A 17336-nucleotide genomic window follows, 5' to 3' on the forward strand; every position below is an offset into this window, starting at 1 on the left:
CGCCGCGTCGCGCGGCAAGCTGCATCGCAATCGGCAGCACCACGACGGTGCTGTCTCATTACCAGAGCTCACCGCATGCCACCTCGTTATCGCTGTCTGATTCTTGCCTTGTGCGCCTTGTTACCGGGCATGACGCTCGCACGTCCTGCGCAAGCGCCCGCGCAACACCGCGAGCAGCAGGTGGCGCAGTTGTTTCACGACGCGGCCGCGCAACCTGCGCAGTTGCGCGCGTGGCTGCAGGCCATGCCCAAGGGCGGCGACCTGCACAATCATCTCTCCGGGTCGGTGTATGCCGAGGACTATCTGCAATGGGCCAGCGAAGACGGTGCCTGCGTGCAGCTGGACGACCTGAGCCTGCGCGCTGCGCCGTGCGGTCAGTGGCAGGAGCCCGCACGTGGTCTGGCCGCGCGCAATGCGGCGCTGTACGGGCGGGTGGTCGATGCATTGTCGATGCGCAAGTTTCTTCCCAATACTGCTCAGCCCAGCGGGCATGACCAGTTTTTCAGCACCTTCGGCAAGTTCGACGCGGTAGTGCGAGCGCGCGTGGCAGACACCGTCGCTGCGGTGCTCGACCAGGCCGCGCGCGACCGCGTGCCGTATGTGGAGATCATCGCCAACCCGCCACAGATGGATCAGGCAGCACAACGTATGCAGTCGCTGCCGTGGAGCGGCGATGACGATGCCGCCAACCTGCGCGCGCTGCAGGGTGACTTGCCGCCGCTGGTGCAGGCCGCGCAACGCGCGCTGGCGGCCACCGACGCGCAGGTGCGCAGCGTGCTGCGTTGCGACCAGGCCGATGCACGCCCCGGCTGCCAGGTGAGCTACCGCTACGTGCCCTATGTGCTGCGCGTGTTGCCGCAACCGATGGTGTTCGGGCAGATGGCGCTGGCGCATGCCCTGATCGCCGCCGGCGGCAGTCGCGCGGTGGCGGTGAATATCGTCGCGCCCGAGGACAACCCGGTGGCATTGGCCGATTACACCCGGCATATGGCGATGTTCCGCTTCTTCGCTACCCGCTATCCGGGGGTGCCGCTGTCCTTGCATGCCGGCGAGCTGACGCTGGGGTTGGTGCCGCCGGCGCAGCTGCGCTCGCATATCCGCCAGGCGGTGGAGGCTGGTGCGCAGCGCATCGGCCATGGGGTGGACCTGCCATACGAAGACGATGCCAACGGGCTGCTGCAACAGATGCGCAGCAAACAGGTTGCGGTGGAGATCAACCTCACCAGCAACGATGTGATTCTTGGCGTCAAAAGCGCCGCGCACCCGCTGGCGATGTATCTGCGTGCCGGTGTTCCGGTGGTGCTGTCCACCGACGATGCCGGCGTCGCGCGCGCGGACATGACCCACGAATATCAGCGTGCCATGCAGGAGCAAGCCATCGATTACCCGACCCTCAAGCAACTGGCACGCAATGGCCTGAGCTACAGCTTTCTGCCCGGTGCCAGCCTGTGGACCGCCGAAGGCGCCGCCGTGCCGGCCTGTGCCGCAGCGATGCAGCGCGAAACCGACGATGCGGCCTGCGCCGAGTTCCGCAAGGCCAGCGAGAAGGCACGCTTGCAATGGCAGCTGGAAACCGACCTGGCGCAGTACGAGCGCACGTTGCTGGCAGAACGAAAATAGGGCTGAGACCATCCATATGAAACGCACCACTCAGGCACGCGGTCGCGCGCGATGGGCTTCATCGATACAGCGTCATCGCACGCAGGCACGCTCCTACGCATGCGAGGTCCGCTCCATCGTCGCCGCACTGCCGTCCTTTTCCCCGCCCCAAGCGCAATGACCCACTTGCGCGCTACCAGTGACCCACGCATCCCCAACCTATCGGGCACCATCACCTAACGCATCACCCGCAGAAAGGGGCTAGCGTCCAGAGCGCAACACGCTGAGACAAAATCGCCGCACTTTCCCGCCGCATCGTGCTTTGATCGCGCATCCGCAGCGTCGTCTGGCACCACAGCCGCAGGCGCCGTGGTCCGGCAACGCACCACACACCCGCACCACTCCCAGCAACCCAAGGTGACCCATGCAACTCCCAGCGCAGTGGCAGGTCGGCATCGATCGCAATAGCGAGGTCCTGCGCGGCCACGCGCAGCTCCTGGCCACCTTCATCGCTCCGCGTCCCGCATCGCCGGACACAGCCACCCCGCGCGGCCAGATCGCCGCGATCGTCAGCACCACGCGTAGTCAGCCCACGCTGGCCGCACGGCATGCCACCCAGACGCTGACGCGCATCAACCAGGCCAACGACCGCCTGTGTGCGATCACCCGCCTGCTGCCCGCACGCGCCGCTGCCGATGCTGCGCGCGTGCAGGCCGCGCTGGCCGGCGGCAGCGATGGCGGTGCGTTGGCCGGGGTGCCGTTCGTGGTCAAGGATCTGTTCGACGTCGCCGGCCAGGTCACCACCGCTGGCGCCGTGGTCCGCGCGCAGTGCGCGCCCGCCAGCCGCGATGCGGCGGTGGTGCAACGCCTGTGCGATGCCGGTGCGGTGCTGGTGGGCACCGCCAACATGGACGAATTCGCCTACGGCTTTGCCACCGTCAACGCGCATTACGGCACCACCGCCAATCCGCACGATCACCGGCATCTGGCCGGTGGTTCGTCCGGCGGCTCGGCGGCAGCGGTGGCGGCCGGGCTGGTGCCGTTTGCACTCGGCTCGGACACCAACGGTTCCATCCGCGTGCCGGCCGCGTTATGCGGTGTGTACGGCCTGCGCCCCACTCACGGCACGTTGCAGCTGGAGGGCGTGTTCCCATTCGTCGATGCACTGGATGTGGTCGGCCCGTTCGCTAACTCGGTGGCCGATCTGCGCCGCGTGTACGAGGTCATGCACGGCCATGCGCTGCGCAGCTGCAACGTCGCCAACCTGCGTATCGCCCGGCTCGGCGGCTGGTTTCAACGCAATCTCGATCCCGAGCTGGATGCTGGCATCGGCGCATTGCTGACCGCGTGCAACAGCAGCACGCTCGTCGAATTGCCGGAAGCAGAGCGCGCCCGCGCCGCTGCCTTCGTACTCACCGCGGCCGAGGGCGGCCACCGCCATCGCGCAGCACTCAGCACGCACGGCGATCAGTTCGACCCGGCCACGCGCGACCGCCTGTTCGCCGGTCTGCAGCTGCCGGCCAGCGCGGTGGCCGATGCACACCGCTTCGCGCACTGGTTTGGCGCAGCCATGCAACAGCTGTGGGACGACGTGGATGTACTGATCGCCCCGGCTACGCCCTGCGTTGCGCCGCGCATCGATCAGGACACCATCGTGATCGATGGCCTGCCCGTGTCTGCACGCGCCAACCTCGGCATCTTCACCCAACCGCTCGGCCTGGCCGCCTGCCCGGTGCTGGCCGCGCCGTTGTCGCGCCCGGGGCGGCTGCCGCTGGGGGTGCAATTGATCGCCGCACCCGGCCGCGAAGACCGCCTGTTCGCACTCGCCGCACAACTCGAGCGCGACGGCTTGCTCGCCTTCAGCGCGCCGCCGGAGACACCCTGATGCTGCATACCTTGCGCGCACGTCGCGGCATGGTCGTCGCCCCGCACCATCTGGCTGCACAGGCCGGGCGCGACATCCTGCGCGCCGGCGGCAACGCCATCGAAGCGGCCGTCGCCACCGCCGCCTGCCTGGCCGTGGTGTATCCGCACATGACCGGCATCGGCGGCGATGGCTTCTGGCTGATCCATGAGCCCGACGGCCGCGTACACGCCATCGATGCCTGCGGCCGCGCCGCGCAGGCGGCCACGCTGGACTTCTATCGCGGCCACGCGCAGATCCCCTGGCGCGGCCCCGGCGCAGCCAACACCGTGGCCGGCACCGTCTCCGGCTGGGCGATGGCGCTGCAACAAGCCGGTGGCGCACTGCCCTTGCCGCAGCTGCTGCAAGAGGCCATCCATCACGCCGACGCAGGCGTGGCCATCACCCTCGGCGGTGCGCAGGTCGCCGCCAGCAAGGGCGATGCACTGCGCTGCCTGCCCGGCGCGTATGCGCGCATCTTCGAGCCGCGTGGCGCGCCCCTGCACGAAGGCGCAGTGCTGCAGCAGCCGCAACTCGCCCGCACCCTGCAGCGGCTGGCAAACGATGGGCTGGACAGCTTCTACCGCGGCGCCCTGGCCGACGATATCGCTGCCGATCTGCGTGCGCTCGGCAGCCCACTGAAGGCCGACGACCTGGCCGCACATACCGCCGAAGTCAGCGTGCCGCTGTCGGTCGCCATCGCCGGGGCGCGCTTGTACAACCATGCACCGCCCACGCAAGGGTTGGCCTCGCTGCTGATCCTGGCCTTGTTCGATCGCCTGCATGCCGACCAGCCGGATAGCTACGCGCATCTGCACAGCCTGATCGAAGCCACCAAACAGGCCTTCCTGATCCGCGATGCGCATATCGGCGACCCGGCCTGGATGTCGCTCGACGCACAGGCGCTGCTCGACGATAGCGCCGCGCTCGACGCATTGGCCGCACGCATCGACATGACCACCGCGTTGCCGTGGCCGCAACCCTCGCAGGCTGGCGACACTGTCTGGTTCGGCGCCATCGACGCGCACGGCCGCGCAGTCAGCTGTATCCAGTCCACCTATTTCGAATTCGGCTCAGGCTTGGTCCTGCCACGCACCGGCATCACCTGGCAAAACCGCGGTTGCAGCTTTCGTCTCGCACCCGATGGCTGGAACGCCCTCGCCCCAGGGCGCAAGCCGTTCCACACGCTCAACCCCGCACTGGCCACCTTCGACGACGGCCGCGTCATGACCTACGGCACCATGGGCGGCGAAGGCCAACCGCAAACCCAGGCGGCGATGTTCTCGCGCTACGCCCGCTACGGCATGCCGCTGCAACAGGCCATCACCGCACCGCGCTGGCTGCTCGGCCGCACCTGGGGCGAAGACAGCACCTCGCTGAAGCTGGAAGACCGCTTCGATCCGGCCGTGGTGCAAGCACTGTGCGACGCCGGACATGCAGTGGAACTCTTGCCCGCCTATACCTCGGTGATGGGCCATGCCGGCGCATTGGTGCGCGAGGTGGATGGCGTGATCAGCGGCGCCAGTGACCCGCGCTCCGATGGCGCAGTGGCTGGGTGGTGAGGGTTAGGGCGTGTTCGCCGCCGGTTATCTACGCGCTTCAAAAAAGTCGTGGCGTATCTGGGCCAATCCTACCTCCTTCGATTACCGGCCTTGATCGTGTCATCGATATGCACTAGCAATTTACTATTTTTCTGCCCTGTTTGGCAGTATGTGACTAAGAGCGGCTAAAAAACGTAACGAGCGCTCGCCAGGCAGATATGGATAGCGCGATAGCGCGCTGGAACCTGAGCCCACGAGTAGTGCATGTCGATTCCGAGCACCGGCCGCGCCCGTCTGGGCTGGCGCAGTATTTTTTAGCTTCTGCCTGAAAGTGCATAAGATTTTCTAATATTTTATATGCCGGAAAATAATATTATATTTACCATGCGAAAGCGGCATACTAATTTTACTATTTTTTGTAAAATTTAGATTTACATCACTTTTTTTAGAAGATTTTTCAAAAAAATTCGTGTGCGGACCATCCCGCAAAACGAGAGAAGGAAGATAGAGTGAACAGGATTCACTATAAAGGATTACTCGTACCGATGGTTGTTTCGATGGCGATATTATCGACAGGCTGCTCTGCCACTTTCACAAAAGCAAGAGTTTATGGCGAGTGCTCAAATAGAGCTGGCGGTGGAGGAGAATGCAAAGTTGGCGCAGAAGCAACATGGGAGCGAGGTGGCCACATGTTTGCAGCTGCGCTGGAAGCCATGAATATCAGCGCCGATGCTCAAAGTTATGAGTTGGACACATCGGGATCCACCATTCCCTATCCCGCCCAGGGAGATTTCGTTGTCACTTTATCCGACTCTGCAACAGGTACGGTACAAGCAGCTCGGACCTTCCGGTGGGTAAAGGTGGGGATGGTATTGAAGGCAGAAGACCCAAATGCAATAAATGATTGGGCATATGCCAATTCTGGTAGCTCAGACAAAATCACTTACGAGGTAGTGAAATTTCGCTCCAGTTATTCGTCTGGGCAGCAAGTGATTGCAGGGCAATCGAGGTATGAAGGCAATACTCAAGCCACGTATTCTGTTGCATTCGATGGAACCTCCTGCCCACGTGTTCCAACGCCCACGCCCTGTAATCCCAACTGAGCCTGGATCTACGCGCGATATGGAAATGATGCCACCGCGGAAGAAATCGAGAGCATTTTTTTCACGGCCTTGGACTGCATGCTTTTACACGCTGGTGCTTGCACCAGTTATTTCCCTGGTGGGCTGCGCATCATTGAGAGAAGTGCCACAAGACGTCAGTCCCGAGGGCATGAATCTGATCTCCATAAGACGTTTTTCCGCTTTCACTTATGTCGTGAGCGATATGTATCTACCGGAGGAGAAGAAAATGGAGCGCCGTCGAGGCGCTCCACATCTTCAGCGCCTGCGGTGCCCTGATACCCACATGAGTATCACCCTACTGACCGTCAGAGAGACCGAGGATGTCGGGAAATACTGCGCGGCAGTCGAAGGCGCACTCGGACAGGTCATGGGCGTCTACAGAAAGACTGCGATCGGCATCAATCTTTACCTGCTTCCCCCCGGATCCGGCTTCCATAAGCGAACGGCCTCACTAGGACTCAATGATGCCACTCTTAACCTGGCGGCCCCATTATTTGCGGACAATCCGAGGACGCTGGGAAATCTCGTTGATCTCGTCTCTCATGAGAGCTTCCATCTGGCGGGATACCTAGCGGGTGATGGCCGAGCAGCTGATGAACGCTCAGCCTATTGGATGGGGTTGTGTTCTCAACTCACGGTGCTCGGCCTAGTGCGGGGCGACAATTTGCCAGGCGGCATCATCCGCACTGGGAACGAGGCCATTGCAGAGTCCTCTGAGCAAGCCTTTGCCGTCAGGCGTGATGTTCAGGCCTACATGATAGACGGAGAAATTCGGATAGATAGTGTGGCAGGCAAGGCCATGCTTGAGACCTGCCGAAACACATTCCCCGCCGTTGACGCCGCAAATACACCAGGCCACTGACGAAACCTCGTTTTTCGAACGCTACCGCCATACAAAAAGCCGGCTACTTTGCGCTTCTCGCTGTCTTACGTGCAGCTCGAGCGATTTCCAGATGGAAGTAACAGGCAACCCACCACGGCCATTGATTGCTTCGGCACCTGTCAAAGGCTGGGCACGCCGAAAGTACGGTAGCCGCCTGGCAACTGGGTACCTGCGGAGCGCATGGACATGACGAACCACCATGACAAGCCGCCTCGCGGGAGTTAAGGAAGGCAGGCGTGGTCGCGACTGGACGTCGGATCAATCATCTGAGGCAGGACGGTTCAAGGTAAGGAACATGCCATAGACTCACCCCATGCTCTTCCACGTGGCACTGGCGGCCCCAACCGCAGCGATCACCTGACAGAACGCACCCGCGTTCTTGGGCATGCAAGGCGATGCGTGGGCAGGTCGCCGCGCTGATTCCGACACACATCACACCTTCAATCAGGGAGAGCCACATGACAGATCAACAAGACAATCAACCGAGCCTGGAAGACGTCAAGCTGGCGTTCGACGGCCAGAGCCTGGATTGGTATCTGCAGAAGCTGGTCGCGACCGTCAACACCTCGAACGTGCAGTTCGGCATCACGCTGTTTGTGGAAGGCATCATTGTTTCCGGCCAGCTGGTTAGCGGGAAGCAGTACTTCGAAGCGTTTGCGCAGGAATTCTCCGCTGCCTATCCCGGCGATGCCGAGGAAAAAGAGGATATCCGCCGCGCGTTCGCCAGCCATGCCAGCATCTACGACACCGAGGACGATGCGCAGCAAAGCAGCAGGCCGCCGCAGTTCATTCACCTGATCGAGTCACGTTGCTTCTCGCCCGGTGGACAGCCGCTGCCCAGCAACCGCGGCGTGCTCTGGCGCGGCAAGGTCAATGCCGTGTCCGGCTTTACGCTGGGATCGCTGTCGGCGGATTAAGCCCGATAGGCTCGGTGTTGGTGTGAGGTGCTCGCCACCTCACACCGCACGGTTGGACAGATCGCCAAGCGTGCTAAAGCGCTGCGCAACAGCGAAAGCCACTTGCGTTGCGGCCTTCGTTACAACCAGCGCCAGGAGTACCTGATTTACCGCGCGGGCTTGTTGGCCGTCTCACGCGGCGGCGCGTTTTTCACGTAGCGGTCGAACCAGTCCAGCATCTCGGCGACCACATCCTCAGTGGATTCGCGTGCGGTATACCAGTGCGGTTCGAACGGCAGCAGCACCAGCCGCGCGGTGCCGCCGTTGCCGCGGATGGCCTGAAACAAGCGCGGTGCCTGGGTGGTTTCGGTGCCGGGGTTGGCGTCGTCCATGCCGTGCACGATCAACAACGGCTCGTTGATCTTGTCGGCGTGGAAGAATGCCGACGCTTGCGCGTAGATCTCCGGCGCGGCCCAGAACGAGCGGCGCTCGCTCTGGAAACCGAACGGCGTCAGCGTCTTGTTGTAGCTGCCGCTGGTGGCGGCACCAGCGCGGAACAGGTCGGTGTGGGCCAACAGGTTGGCCGTCATCAGAGCACCGTGGCTATGCCCGGTGACGCCGATACGTTGGCGGTCGACCACACCCAGCTCCACTGCCTTGTCCACCGCGGCGGTGGCGTCGTCCACCAGCTGCTGCAGGTAGGTGTCGTACGCGGTCTTGGGGTCGCCGACGATGGGGAAGGCGGCATCGTCGATGATCGCGTAGCCGGCCAGGAGCAGCACTTGGTAGTAGCTGAGGCGGGTGAAGTCGCGCTCGCTGGCACCGCTGACCTGGCCGGCCTTCGAAGGGTCGGCGTAGTCGAGCGGGTAGGCGTACAGGATCGCCGGTACGCGCGTGCCTTCCTGATAGCCGGGCGGCGTGTACAGGGTGAACGACAGCTCCACGCCGTCCTTGCGCTTGTAGGTCACCAGGCGCTTCTTGATCTGCCGCACCAGCGGGGTCGGATCCGGGAAGTGGGTGACCGGCGTGGCAGTGGAGGCAAGGATCGCCTCACCTGTCGCCGCCGTCGGCAATGGCTGGCCCAGCGTGCGCAAGTACACGTTGGGCGGGTCGGTCGGCGACTGGTGCCAGGTCAGCAGGCGCGACACGTCGTCGCCGGCAAAGCCGAAGAACAGTTCGTCCACACTGGCGTCGCTGCGGAACAGTCGCTGGGTCGTGCCACTGGCCAGCGCATAGCGATCCAGAAATGGCCGGTCGCCCGCGGGGGAAGCGCCCTGCCCGCTCAGGAACAAGGCACCCTGTTCTTCGCGCAGCACGGCCCGGCCGTTGGCCAGCAGATGCGTTTCCGGCACGCCGGGATCGGCATACAGGTCGTCGGCGGACAAGTCGAACAACACCCGCCCGGCAGTACCGGGGCGGTCGGCATCCAGCAGCGTGGTGCGACGCCAATGGCGGTTTTCGTCGTACTCGTCCAACAGCGCCCGGCCGCCTTCGGCAAACCACGACAGGCCGGCATAGCGCTGCTGCACGCGCGTGAGTTCACGCGGCTTGGCGGTGAACGGTGCAGCCAGCGTCATCAGCTTGTCGCGCGCGGGCACGCTGGTTTTCCAGTCGCCCCCATCCAGCGCCTCGGCCCAGACCAGCGTGGCCGGTTGATTGGCACGCCAGGAATAGGCGCGCGGGCCGATCGCAACCCCTTGCACCGGCACCCGGTCGGCAACCGGCAGATCGGCCAGCCTGCGCTCGCTGCCGTTGGCCAGATCCAGCACCGCCACCTCGTGGGCGAAGCGCGCATAAGTAGTGACGTAGGAATACGGCTGTTTCAACCGCTCCACCAGCACGTGGCGGCCATCGGGCGCGCCATCCACGGTGGTGTAGACCGCAGGCGTGCCGAGCTTGCGCTGCTTGCCGGTGGCCGCATCCACCGTGAGCAGCTGGGAGGTGGCGTAGTAGCTAAACAAGGCCTCGTCTTCTGGACTGGAGAGTGTGTCGCGCGCCTCGTAGGTGCTGCTTTCGCCCTTGCCCTGGATGGTTTCCTTGACCTCCGGGCCCGGCGGCACCGCCGCCTTGCGCGGCGCGGCACCCAGCTCGTGCGGCACCGTCTTCAGCAGCAAGGTGTCGCTGCCGCCCAACCACTGGATTTCGCCACCCAGCACCGGGTTGAGTTGCACACCGTCGATCTTGCGCACGCTGCCGGTGGCCACCTCGCCCACCCAGAGCTCGACGCGATCGGTGGCCGTGTTGTTGAAGGCGAAGCGGCGCCCGTCCGGCGACCACACCGGCGCTGCCGGGCAGGCCCCTGCCGGCAGGGTCACCGCGGTCTGCTTGCCGGTGGCGACCTCGACCAGGCTGAAGCCTTCCAGGCAGGAACGAATGCCGTAGCCGCTGGACATGTCGTGACGGCTATGCGTGCGCGGCTCCACCCGCACGCCGGCCAGCTTCAGGTACGGCTCGGCCACGCGCGCGATCGGTGGATACTGCGTGCGCTGCACCAACAACAGGGTCTTGCCGGTGGGATCCAGACGCGGCGATGGATTGAGCGGCGCGCGCAACACGCTCAAGAGCGGCTCCGGCGGCTGCCGGTAACCGCCCTCAGGCGTACCGGCAAGGGCAGACGCCGACAACAGGCTGGCAAGCACCAGCCACCCGCTCCATCGGTACGCGCTGAGCATCTCGGCAATCTCTGGGGGAGTGATCGCAGCAAATTAACATGCGCCTGCAGCCTCCACCCGCAGGCGGACGCAGCCCTGTCGCCGCGCCCGCAATCCCCGCGTTAACGCAGCAACGACGTCGACGCTGCAAGCGTGCGCTGCAGGAACTCACCGATGTACTGCGCGATCTCCGGCGCATGCGTTTCCAGCGCGAAGTGCCCGGTGTCCAGCAGATGGATTTCGGCTTTCGGCAGGTCCTTGGCATACGCCTGCGCGCCCGCCGGAATAAAGGCGGGATCGTGCTTGCCCCACACCGCCAGCAACGGCGGCTGATGCTTGCGGAAATACGCGTGGAATGCCGGATAGGCCGCCACATTGCTGCGGTAATCCAGGATCAGATCCAGCTGGATGTCTTCCGCACCTGGGCGCGCCATGTACGCGATGTCCAACGTGTAGCCATCGGGCGAGCGCCTGCTCGGGTCGGCACCGGTACCGTATTGCCAGTCGCGGATAGTCTGCGGCGACAGCGAGGCGCGGCACGCCTGGCGATTGGCGTCAGTCGGCTCGCGCCAATACGCTTGCCACGCACCCCACTGGTCGCTGAAGCCGTCCAGGTACGCATTGCCGTTCTGGCTGATGATGGCGCTCACCTTGTGCGGGTTTGCCGCAGCCAGGCGAAACCCGACCGGCGCGCCGTAATCGAACACATACAAAGCGTAACGGCGCAGTTCCAGTGCTTCGGTAAAGCCCTCGATCACCTTGTAAAGCTGTTCGAAGGTGTACTCGAACTGCCCGCGTGGCGGCGCCGTGGTATTGCCGAAGCCCGGCAGGTCCGGTGCAATCAAGCGGCACTGGCGTGCCAGCAACGGCATCAGATCGCGGAACATGTGGCTGGCGCTGGGGAAGCCATGCAGCAACAGCAACACAGGCGCATCCGCGCGCCCGGCTTCGCGATAGAACACCTCGACATCGCCGACGCGCTGGGTCTTGTAGGTCACGCCGATGATCGGATCATGGGACATAGCTGCTCCTTTAGTGGTCTGCGTGTTGCCGGGACGTTCGCCCGCACGCAACCCACAAGCGCCCAGCGCGAATGCCGTTGCGATGCATGAGGCAAGCATCAGTCGGCGGCCGGGTTCATTGGCGTGATCGGCGTTGAGCGCGACAGGCGAATCGGACTGCGTCATGGCACGTCGAAGATCGGATGAAGTGATCGACATGCTAGGCGTCGCTTCGCACCAGCAGAACCACCGCGCCCATCAATTGACCATTGCGGCGCTCGCAATGCTGCGGCGCTCCCTGCACACGCCCTGCCCTGCACCGTGCATCGGCGGCGCACTGCTACTCTGTGGCGGTAACCAAGCGTGAGGCGCCGGTGGACCGCATCCAGGAAATGACGCTGTTTGCCGCACTTGCGGAGCAAGCGAGCTTTGCCGGCGTCGCGCGTCGCCTTGGCATTTCCACCGCCACGGTGACACGCACCATCGCGCAGCTGGAAAAACGCCTCGGCGTGCTGTTGGTGGTGCGCACCACCCGCACCATGCGGCTCACCGAGGCCGGCCACCAGTACGCCATCGACTGCCGACGGCTGCTGGCCGACCTGGAGGATGTCGAAAACACAGCAGCCGGGTTGCACGCACTCCCCAGCGGATCGCTGACGGTGACGGCTCCGCAGATGTTCGGCGCGTTGCATGTCATGCCGGTGTTGACGCGCTTTCTCAGTCGTTATCCAAAGGTCACCGCACGCGCCATTCTGGCCGACCGCGTGCTACCACTGCTGGACGAGGGCATCGACGTCGCGGTGCGCATCGGCGCACTCCCCGATTCATCGTTGACCGCGATCCCGGTGGGCAGCGTGCGTCGCATGGTCTGCGCGTCGCCGGGCTATCTGGCAGAACACGGCATTGCGCAGCACCCAGACGATCTATCGCAGCACCGCACCCTCTCGGTGGCATCTTCGGAGCGCGCACCCAAGTGGCCGTTTCGCATCGATGGGCGTGAGTCTGTGGTCGAGGTTGGCTCACGCCTCAGCGTAACTTCGTCCAAGGCCGCCATCGGTGCCGCAGTGCAGGGCTGGGGACTGACGCAAGTGCCGTCTTACCAGATCCGCGAACACCTCCAGAACGGCACACTCACGTGCATCCTCGAAACCTTCGAGATCGCACCGGAACCGGTGCATGTGGTCTATGTGGAAGGCCGTCGGGGCTCATCCAAGGTGCGCACGTTTGTCGATGACTGCGTGGATGCCCTGCGGCAGGATCTGATTTCTGCAGCATCGCTGAGCTAGACGTTTCGCCGCCACTGTTTTCGGGTTGTTCCCTCATGCAGCGGCTAGCCAGTCAGACCATGTCGACGGGATTGCTGCATTGCGCCTGCTCGATGAGTGCACTGGAATCACGGCCCAACAGTGCTGGCTTAGCCGGCCGCGACTGCATTGCCGAGACAGCCGATGCCCGGCGATGTAGGCGTGGCATGCGCACGCAGGACGCGCATGCCAAGGCGTTAAACAGCGCCCGTCACCGATCACGTTGACGCAGCGGACTTCGCAAGTCCCCAGGCAGCCGTTCGGATTGTCGATGCAACGCCAGTCTGGCTAACGCGCTGCACGGGGTTCCACCGCGCCCACCCAATAACACCCTGCCCGGCCGATTGCCCGAGCACGCGCGGCGCCCATCCAGCCAGTCCTTGGCAGGACCCGATATCGAGCATCAGCAAACGCTTGCTTTTTTAGATGATGATAATCATCATAAATTCCATCTCAACCCGAAGACCTGTCATGACCACGCGTCCCACTGTTCTGATCACCGGCGCTTCCAGTGGCATTGGCGCCATCCCGCCGCTGCACGCGGCCGAACGCTGGGACGCACTGGACGGCGCCCGCCAGGGCCTGCTGTCGAACCTGCGCCAGGCGCATGCGGCCGAGCGGTATCACACCAGCACCTAAGCGCAATCCACAACACGGCTGCGCGGGCGAGGCGACACAGTCCTGCACGCCGCGCGTCAGCCGGCTGCACAGCCACACAGACGCGCATTACCGCACGCTCCACGTGTGGCAACGCGTTCCTTCTTCCCCGTGACCATCGAGAATATTCCATGACATCCAAGCATCCCGTGGCGCTGGTCACCGGCGCTTCTTCAGGTATCGGCCTTGCCGCAGCCACGCAACTGGCCGCTGCCGGCTACACCGTCTATGGCACCAGCCGCCGCGGCGCCGATGCAGGGCAGCGCGGCTTTCCGTTGCTGGCTCTGGACGTCACCGACGATGCGTCGGTGCAGGCCGCCATCGCCACGCTACAGACGCGCGAAGGACGCATCGACCTGTTGGTCAACAACGCCGGCATCGGCATCACCGGAGCCGCCGAGGAAAGCTCGATCGAGCAGGTGCGTGCGCTGTTCGACACCAACGTGCATGGTGTGGTGCGGGTGACCAACGCGGTGCTGCCGATCATGCGTGCGCAACGCAGCGGACGCATCCTCAACGTGGGCTCGGGTCTGGGCTTGCTGCCGGCACCCTTCAGTGCGTACTACTCGGCCACCAAGCACGCGCTGGAGGGCTATTCCGAATCGCTCGATCATGAAGTGCGCGGCTTCGGTATTCGCGTGGCGGTCATCGAGCCGGGCGCCACCAAGACCGGTTTCGAGTCGAGCACCGCAACGGCGGACCGCCTGCTGCCCGCCTACGATGCGCTACGCGCCAGCTACCAGCGCGCCTACGACACGGCGATGGCGGTTGCCGACAGCGCCGACAGCGTGGCCGAGACCATCGTGCGGGCGGCCCGCGACCAGCACCCCAAGCTGCGCTATCCCTCGGGTAAGTCGGCACGGCAAGGCGCATTCGCCCGACGCTTTTTGCCACGCGCGTTGCTGGACAAGGTGCTGCACAAGCAATTCGGCATGGGCTGATTCCAGCCCTGGCCTACGCGCCGCGCGAAGCTCAGCTGGCGCGGCGCTTAAGGCAACGCGCTTTGCGTGTTGCTGCGTCCGTGCCGGCGAGGGCGCTGGCATCACGGCTGCAGCCGCGCGCCGTTGCTCGCCACCAGCGAGGAGGCCAGCAGCAACACGCTTGCCCCAATGAATGTGGCGCCGATCGACAGGTGATCCAGCAGCACACCGCCCAGCGCGCCACCGAGCATGATGGACAGCTGGATCGCAGCCACCATCAGGCCGCCGCCGCTTTCCGGCGCATCCTTGATGCAGCGGCTCAGCCAGGTGGACCACGCCACCGGGACCGCTGCGTTGAGCGTGCCCCAGGCGATCATCGCCACCGCCACTGCCCACAGCACATGACCGCCCAGCAACATGCCAAGCGTGACGATGCCCAGTGCGGCCGGCAACACGGTGAGCAGGGTAAACAGCCGCTTGGCGACCAGCGCGGTGGCCGCATAGGTGCCAACGAAGCCGGCAAGGCCCAGGCCAAGCAGCAGCAATGACAGCTGCGACACATCGACCTGCGTAACGGTTTCCAGGAACGGGCGGAAGTAGGTGAACGCGGAGAATGCGCCAGCAAAGCCAAGCATCACCGCGAGCATTGCGCGAGCGACGTAGCGGCGCTTCAACAAGCCAACGATGTCGCCCAGCGAACTGGTGCCTTGCGCCGGCATCGACGGCAGGCTGCGCCATTGCCAGGCGATGGCCAGCGCCACCAACGGCACCATGCCCCAGAACACACCACGCCAGCCGATGATGGCGCCGAGATAACTGCCCAGCGGCGCGGCAAACGCGGTTGCCACGGCATTGCCGATAAACACGATGCCCAATGCCTTGGGCACGGCATGCTCGGGCATGATGCGCATCACCGTGGCGGTGGACAGCGCCCAGAACCCACCGATGGTGATGCCGAGCAAGGCACGGGCGACCATCAACATGCCAAAGCTGTGCGCGCTGGCAATCAACAACAACGACAGCAACATCACCGCGCTCAGGCCCAGCAATACATGGCGCCGGTTCAAACGCGACGACAGCGGCGCGATCAGCAGGCTGGCAATCACCGCAAACAGGCCGGAGATGGAGATCGCCTGCCCGGCCATGCCGGCGCTTGCGTGCAGGTCCGCAGCAATCGGCGTCAGCAGGCTCACCGGCATGAATTCCGATGCGATCAGCAACGCGACGCACAGCGACATCGAGCCGACCGCACTCCAGGCCTGGCGGGTCGCAACGACGGTATCGGGTTGGGCTGTGTCGGTGGTCAAGGTGTTGGCTGGCATGGGGAAGCCTTAGGTAGGAGACAGGACACACGGCGCATCGCGAGGGCGCGATGCGCGTGTGCTGTTCGGGATGGGAGCGCCACGGGCGGCGATGGACTGCATCGGCCCGCGCCTGCTTCGGCCGCACGACAAACGTGATGCAGCGCATGATTGCGGCGCTGGCATGCGCGTGTCTGGAGGTTGCGCAGGTTACGTGGTCTGCCTGCGCCGAGTAAGACACCTGCGCAGCACGGGCTTATGAGGTGCACTCATGAGCGTGGCCGCAGGCTGATCGTGGCGCGGCGCGCGATGCGCTGCAGTTCGACGGCGCAATTATGCGGGTACAGATCGGAATACCGAATGCGCATGAGGGTGGCGGATCCGTGCAGACATCATCTTGTAGACGCTATCCGCCGGCGGGAGCTTTTTTGGGGTCTGCGCGCTGTTCGTAGCACGGGGTGCGACTCATCTCAGCAACGCCTCGCCGATCCAAGCAGGCCCAACCATTCGCACGACAACTGCGCACGTTCAACCACCACGCATACCCATCAGCCTTTGTAACGCAATGCATCCAGCACCAGATTGAACGCTGGCGAAGAATGCCTGCGGCTGGGATAGAACGCATGCAGGCCCGGCCAGGTGGGCGACCAATCCTTCATGATCCAGCGCAGGCGCCCGGCCTTGATATGCGGGCGGGCAAGATCCTCCTGCACGAACGCGATGCCGAAACCATCGACGGCCGCGTCCACCGCTTCATAGGTGCCGTTGAAGGTCAGCTGGCCCTGCACGCGCACGATGACTTCGCGGCCGTCCTTCTCCAGCTCCCAGGCATAGATGCCACCGGCGGTTTTCATGCGCAGATTGATGCAGCGATGCGCGGTGAGGTCCTGCGGCGTTTTCGGCAGTGGCCGGCGCGCCAGATACGACGGCGATGCAACAAGCGCCATGCGCATGTCCGGCGCGATGCGCGCGGCGATCATGTCCTTTTCGACCTGGTCGCCCAGGCGCACGCCCAGATCGTAGCGATCGGCAACGATGTCGGTCAGTCCATTGTCGATGAACATTTCAACGTTGATGTCGGGGTATTGCTGCAGCAGCTTGGACAGCTTGGGCCACAGGATCGCGCGCGCGGCATAGTCGGTGGCGGTGATGCGCACGTTGCCGGCGGGGGTGTCGCGCATTTCGCTCAACGCCGACAGTGCTTCTTCGATCTCGGCAAAGCGCGGCGCCACGGTCTGGATCAGACGCTCGCCGGCCTCGGTCGGTGCCACGCTGCGGGTGGTGCGCGTCAGCAGGCGCAAGCCGAGGGAGGCCTCCAGCCCGCGGATGGTATGGCTGAGCGCCGATTGCGAAACACCCAACTTGGCCGCTGCCCGGGTGAAGCTGCCTTCGCGAACGATGGCGATCAACGCCAACAGGTCCTTGAAATTGTCGCGGGCCATTGGTGAATCTCTTTCATGGGATGTGCCGACTGTAGCAGCCGTTCGGATGCGAGGCGGCGCGGTTGTTGCCCGCTCCTGCAGGGCTCCAAGGCACGGCTTACGCGCCACTGGCGT

Annotated in this window: 13 protein-coding genes; 9 read left to right on the top strand and 4 right to left on the bottom strand. The window is 64.2% G+C overall.

The window, feature by feature from the left end; all coding sequences use genetic code 11:
- Window positions 1-75 precede the first annotated feature (75 nt).
- The 6 genes from XdyCFBP7245_RS08435 to gvpU all read left to right on the top strand — a co-directional run bounded on the left by XdyCFBP7245_RS08435 (window position 76) and on the right by gvpU (window position 7967).
- Complete coding sequence (locus tag XdyCFBP7245_RS08435; RefSeq protein WP_104615253.1) at window positions 76-1620, top strand: adenosine deaminase family protein; 1545 nt, start codon at window positions 76-78, stop codon at window positions 1618-1620.
- Window positions 1621-2023: 403 nt separating this feature from the next.
- Window positions 2024-3484 carry an AtzE family amidohydrolase gene (locus XdyCFBP7245_RS08440; RefSeq protein WP_104615254.1) on the top strand — a complete coding sequence of 487 codons (1461 nt, stop codon included), beginning with the start codon at window positions 2024-2026 and terminating at the stop codon, window positions 3482-3484.
- Complete coding sequence (ggt, locus tag XdyCFBP7245_RS08445) at window positions 3484-5064, top strand: gamma-glutamyltransferase (RefSeq protein WP_104615255.1); 1581 nt, start codon at window positions 3484-3486, stop codon at window positions 5062-5064. Before XdyCFBP7245_RS08440 ends, ggt begins: the two co-directional genes overlap by 1 nt.
- A gap of 488 nt (window positions 5065-5552) precedes the next feature.
- Complete coding sequence (locus XdyCFBP7245_RS23760) at window positions 5553-6146, top strand: hypothetical protein (protein ID WP_146091661.1); 594 nt, start codon at window positions 5553-5555, stop codon at window positions 6144-6146.
- 169 nt (window positions 6147-6315) lie between these two features.
- Window positions 6316-7029 carry a hypothetical protein gene (locus XdyCFBP7245_RS08450; RefSeq protein ID WP_104615256.1) on the top strand — a complete coding sequence of 238 codons (714 nt, stop codon included), beginning with the start codon at window positions 6316-6318 and terminating at the stop codon, window positions 7027-7029.
- A 479-nt stretch (window positions 7030-7508) separates the two neighbouring features.
- The gene (gene gvpU / locus XdyCFBP7245_RS08455) at window positions 7509-7967 is read left to right on the top strand and encodes a gas vesicle accessory protein GvpU (RefSeq protein WP_104615257.1); all 459 of its coding nucleotides are present in this window, start codon (window positions 7509-7511) and stop codon (window positions 7965-7967) included.
- 146 nt (window positions 7968-8113) lie between these two features.
- On the opposite strand, the gene XdyCFBP7245_RS08460 is transcribed toward gvpU, so the two are convergent.
- On the bottom strand, window positions 8114-10618 hold the full coding sequence (locus XdyCFBP7245_RS08460) for a S9 family peptidase (RefSeq protein WP_104615258.1): 2505 nt from the start codon (window positions 10616-10618) through the stop codon (window positions 8114-8116).
- A 101-nt stretch (window positions 10619-10719) separates the two neighbouring features.
- A complete protein-coding gene (locus XdyCFBP7245_RS08465; RefSeq protein ID WP_170068579.1) occupies window positions 10720-11718 on the bottom strand; it encodes an alpha/beta fold hydrolase in 999 nt (332 codons plus the stop codon).
- Between the two features lie 272 nt (window positions 11719-11990).
- Between XdyCFBP7245_RS08465 and XdyCFBP7245_RS08470 the strand changes: the two genes are divergently transcribed.
- The 3 genes from XdyCFBP7245_RS08470 to XdyCFBP7245_RS08480 all read left to right on the top strand — a co-directional run bounded on the left by XdyCFBP7245_RS08470 (window position 11991) and on the right by XdyCFBP7245_RS08480 (window position 14500).
- A complete protein-coding gene (locus XdyCFBP7245_RS08470) occupies window positions 11991-12884 on the top strand; it encodes a LysR family transcriptional regulator (RefSeq protein WP_104615321.1) in 894 nt (297 codons plus the stop codon).
- 489 nt (window positions 12885-13373) lie between these two features.
- Window positions 13374-13541: a hypothetical protein gene (locus XdyCFBP7245_RS08475; protein ID WP_228322798.1), complete on the top strand. Its 168-nt coding sequence runs from the start codon at window positions 13374-13376 to the stop codon at window positions 13539-13541.
- A 149-nt stretch (window positions 13542-13690) separates the two neighbouring features.
- The gene (locus tag XdyCFBP7245_RS08480) at window positions 13691-14500 is read left to right on the top strand and encodes an oxidoreductase (protein WP_104615260.1); all 810 of its coding nucleotides are present in this window, start codon (window positions 13691-13693) and stop codon (window positions 14498-14500) included.
- 101 nt (window positions 14501-14601) lie between these two features.
- Here XdyCFBP7245_RS08480 and XdyCFBP7245_RS08485 read toward each other — a convergent pair whose 3' ends face one another.
- Window positions 14602-15801: an MFS transporter gene (locus tag XdyCFBP7245_RS08485; RefSeq protein ID WP_104615261.1), complete on the bottom strand. Its 1200-nt coding sequence runs from the start codon at window positions 15799-15801 to the stop codon at window positions 14602-14604.
- 527 nt (window positions 15802-16328) lie between these two features.
- Window positions 16329-17222: a LysR family transcriptional regulator gene (locus tag XdyCFBP7245_RS08490; RefSeq protein ID WP_104615262.1), complete on the bottom strand. Its 894-nt coding sequence runs from the start codon at window positions 17220-17222 to the stop codon at window positions 16329-16331.
- Window positions 17223-17336 lie beyond the last annotated feature (114 nt).

Source organism: Xanthomonas dyei (genome assembly GCF_002939865.1).
Classification (GTDB): Bacteria; Pseudomonadota; Gammaproteobacteria; order Xanthomonadales; family Xanthomonadaceae; genus Xanthomonas; species Xanthomonas dyei.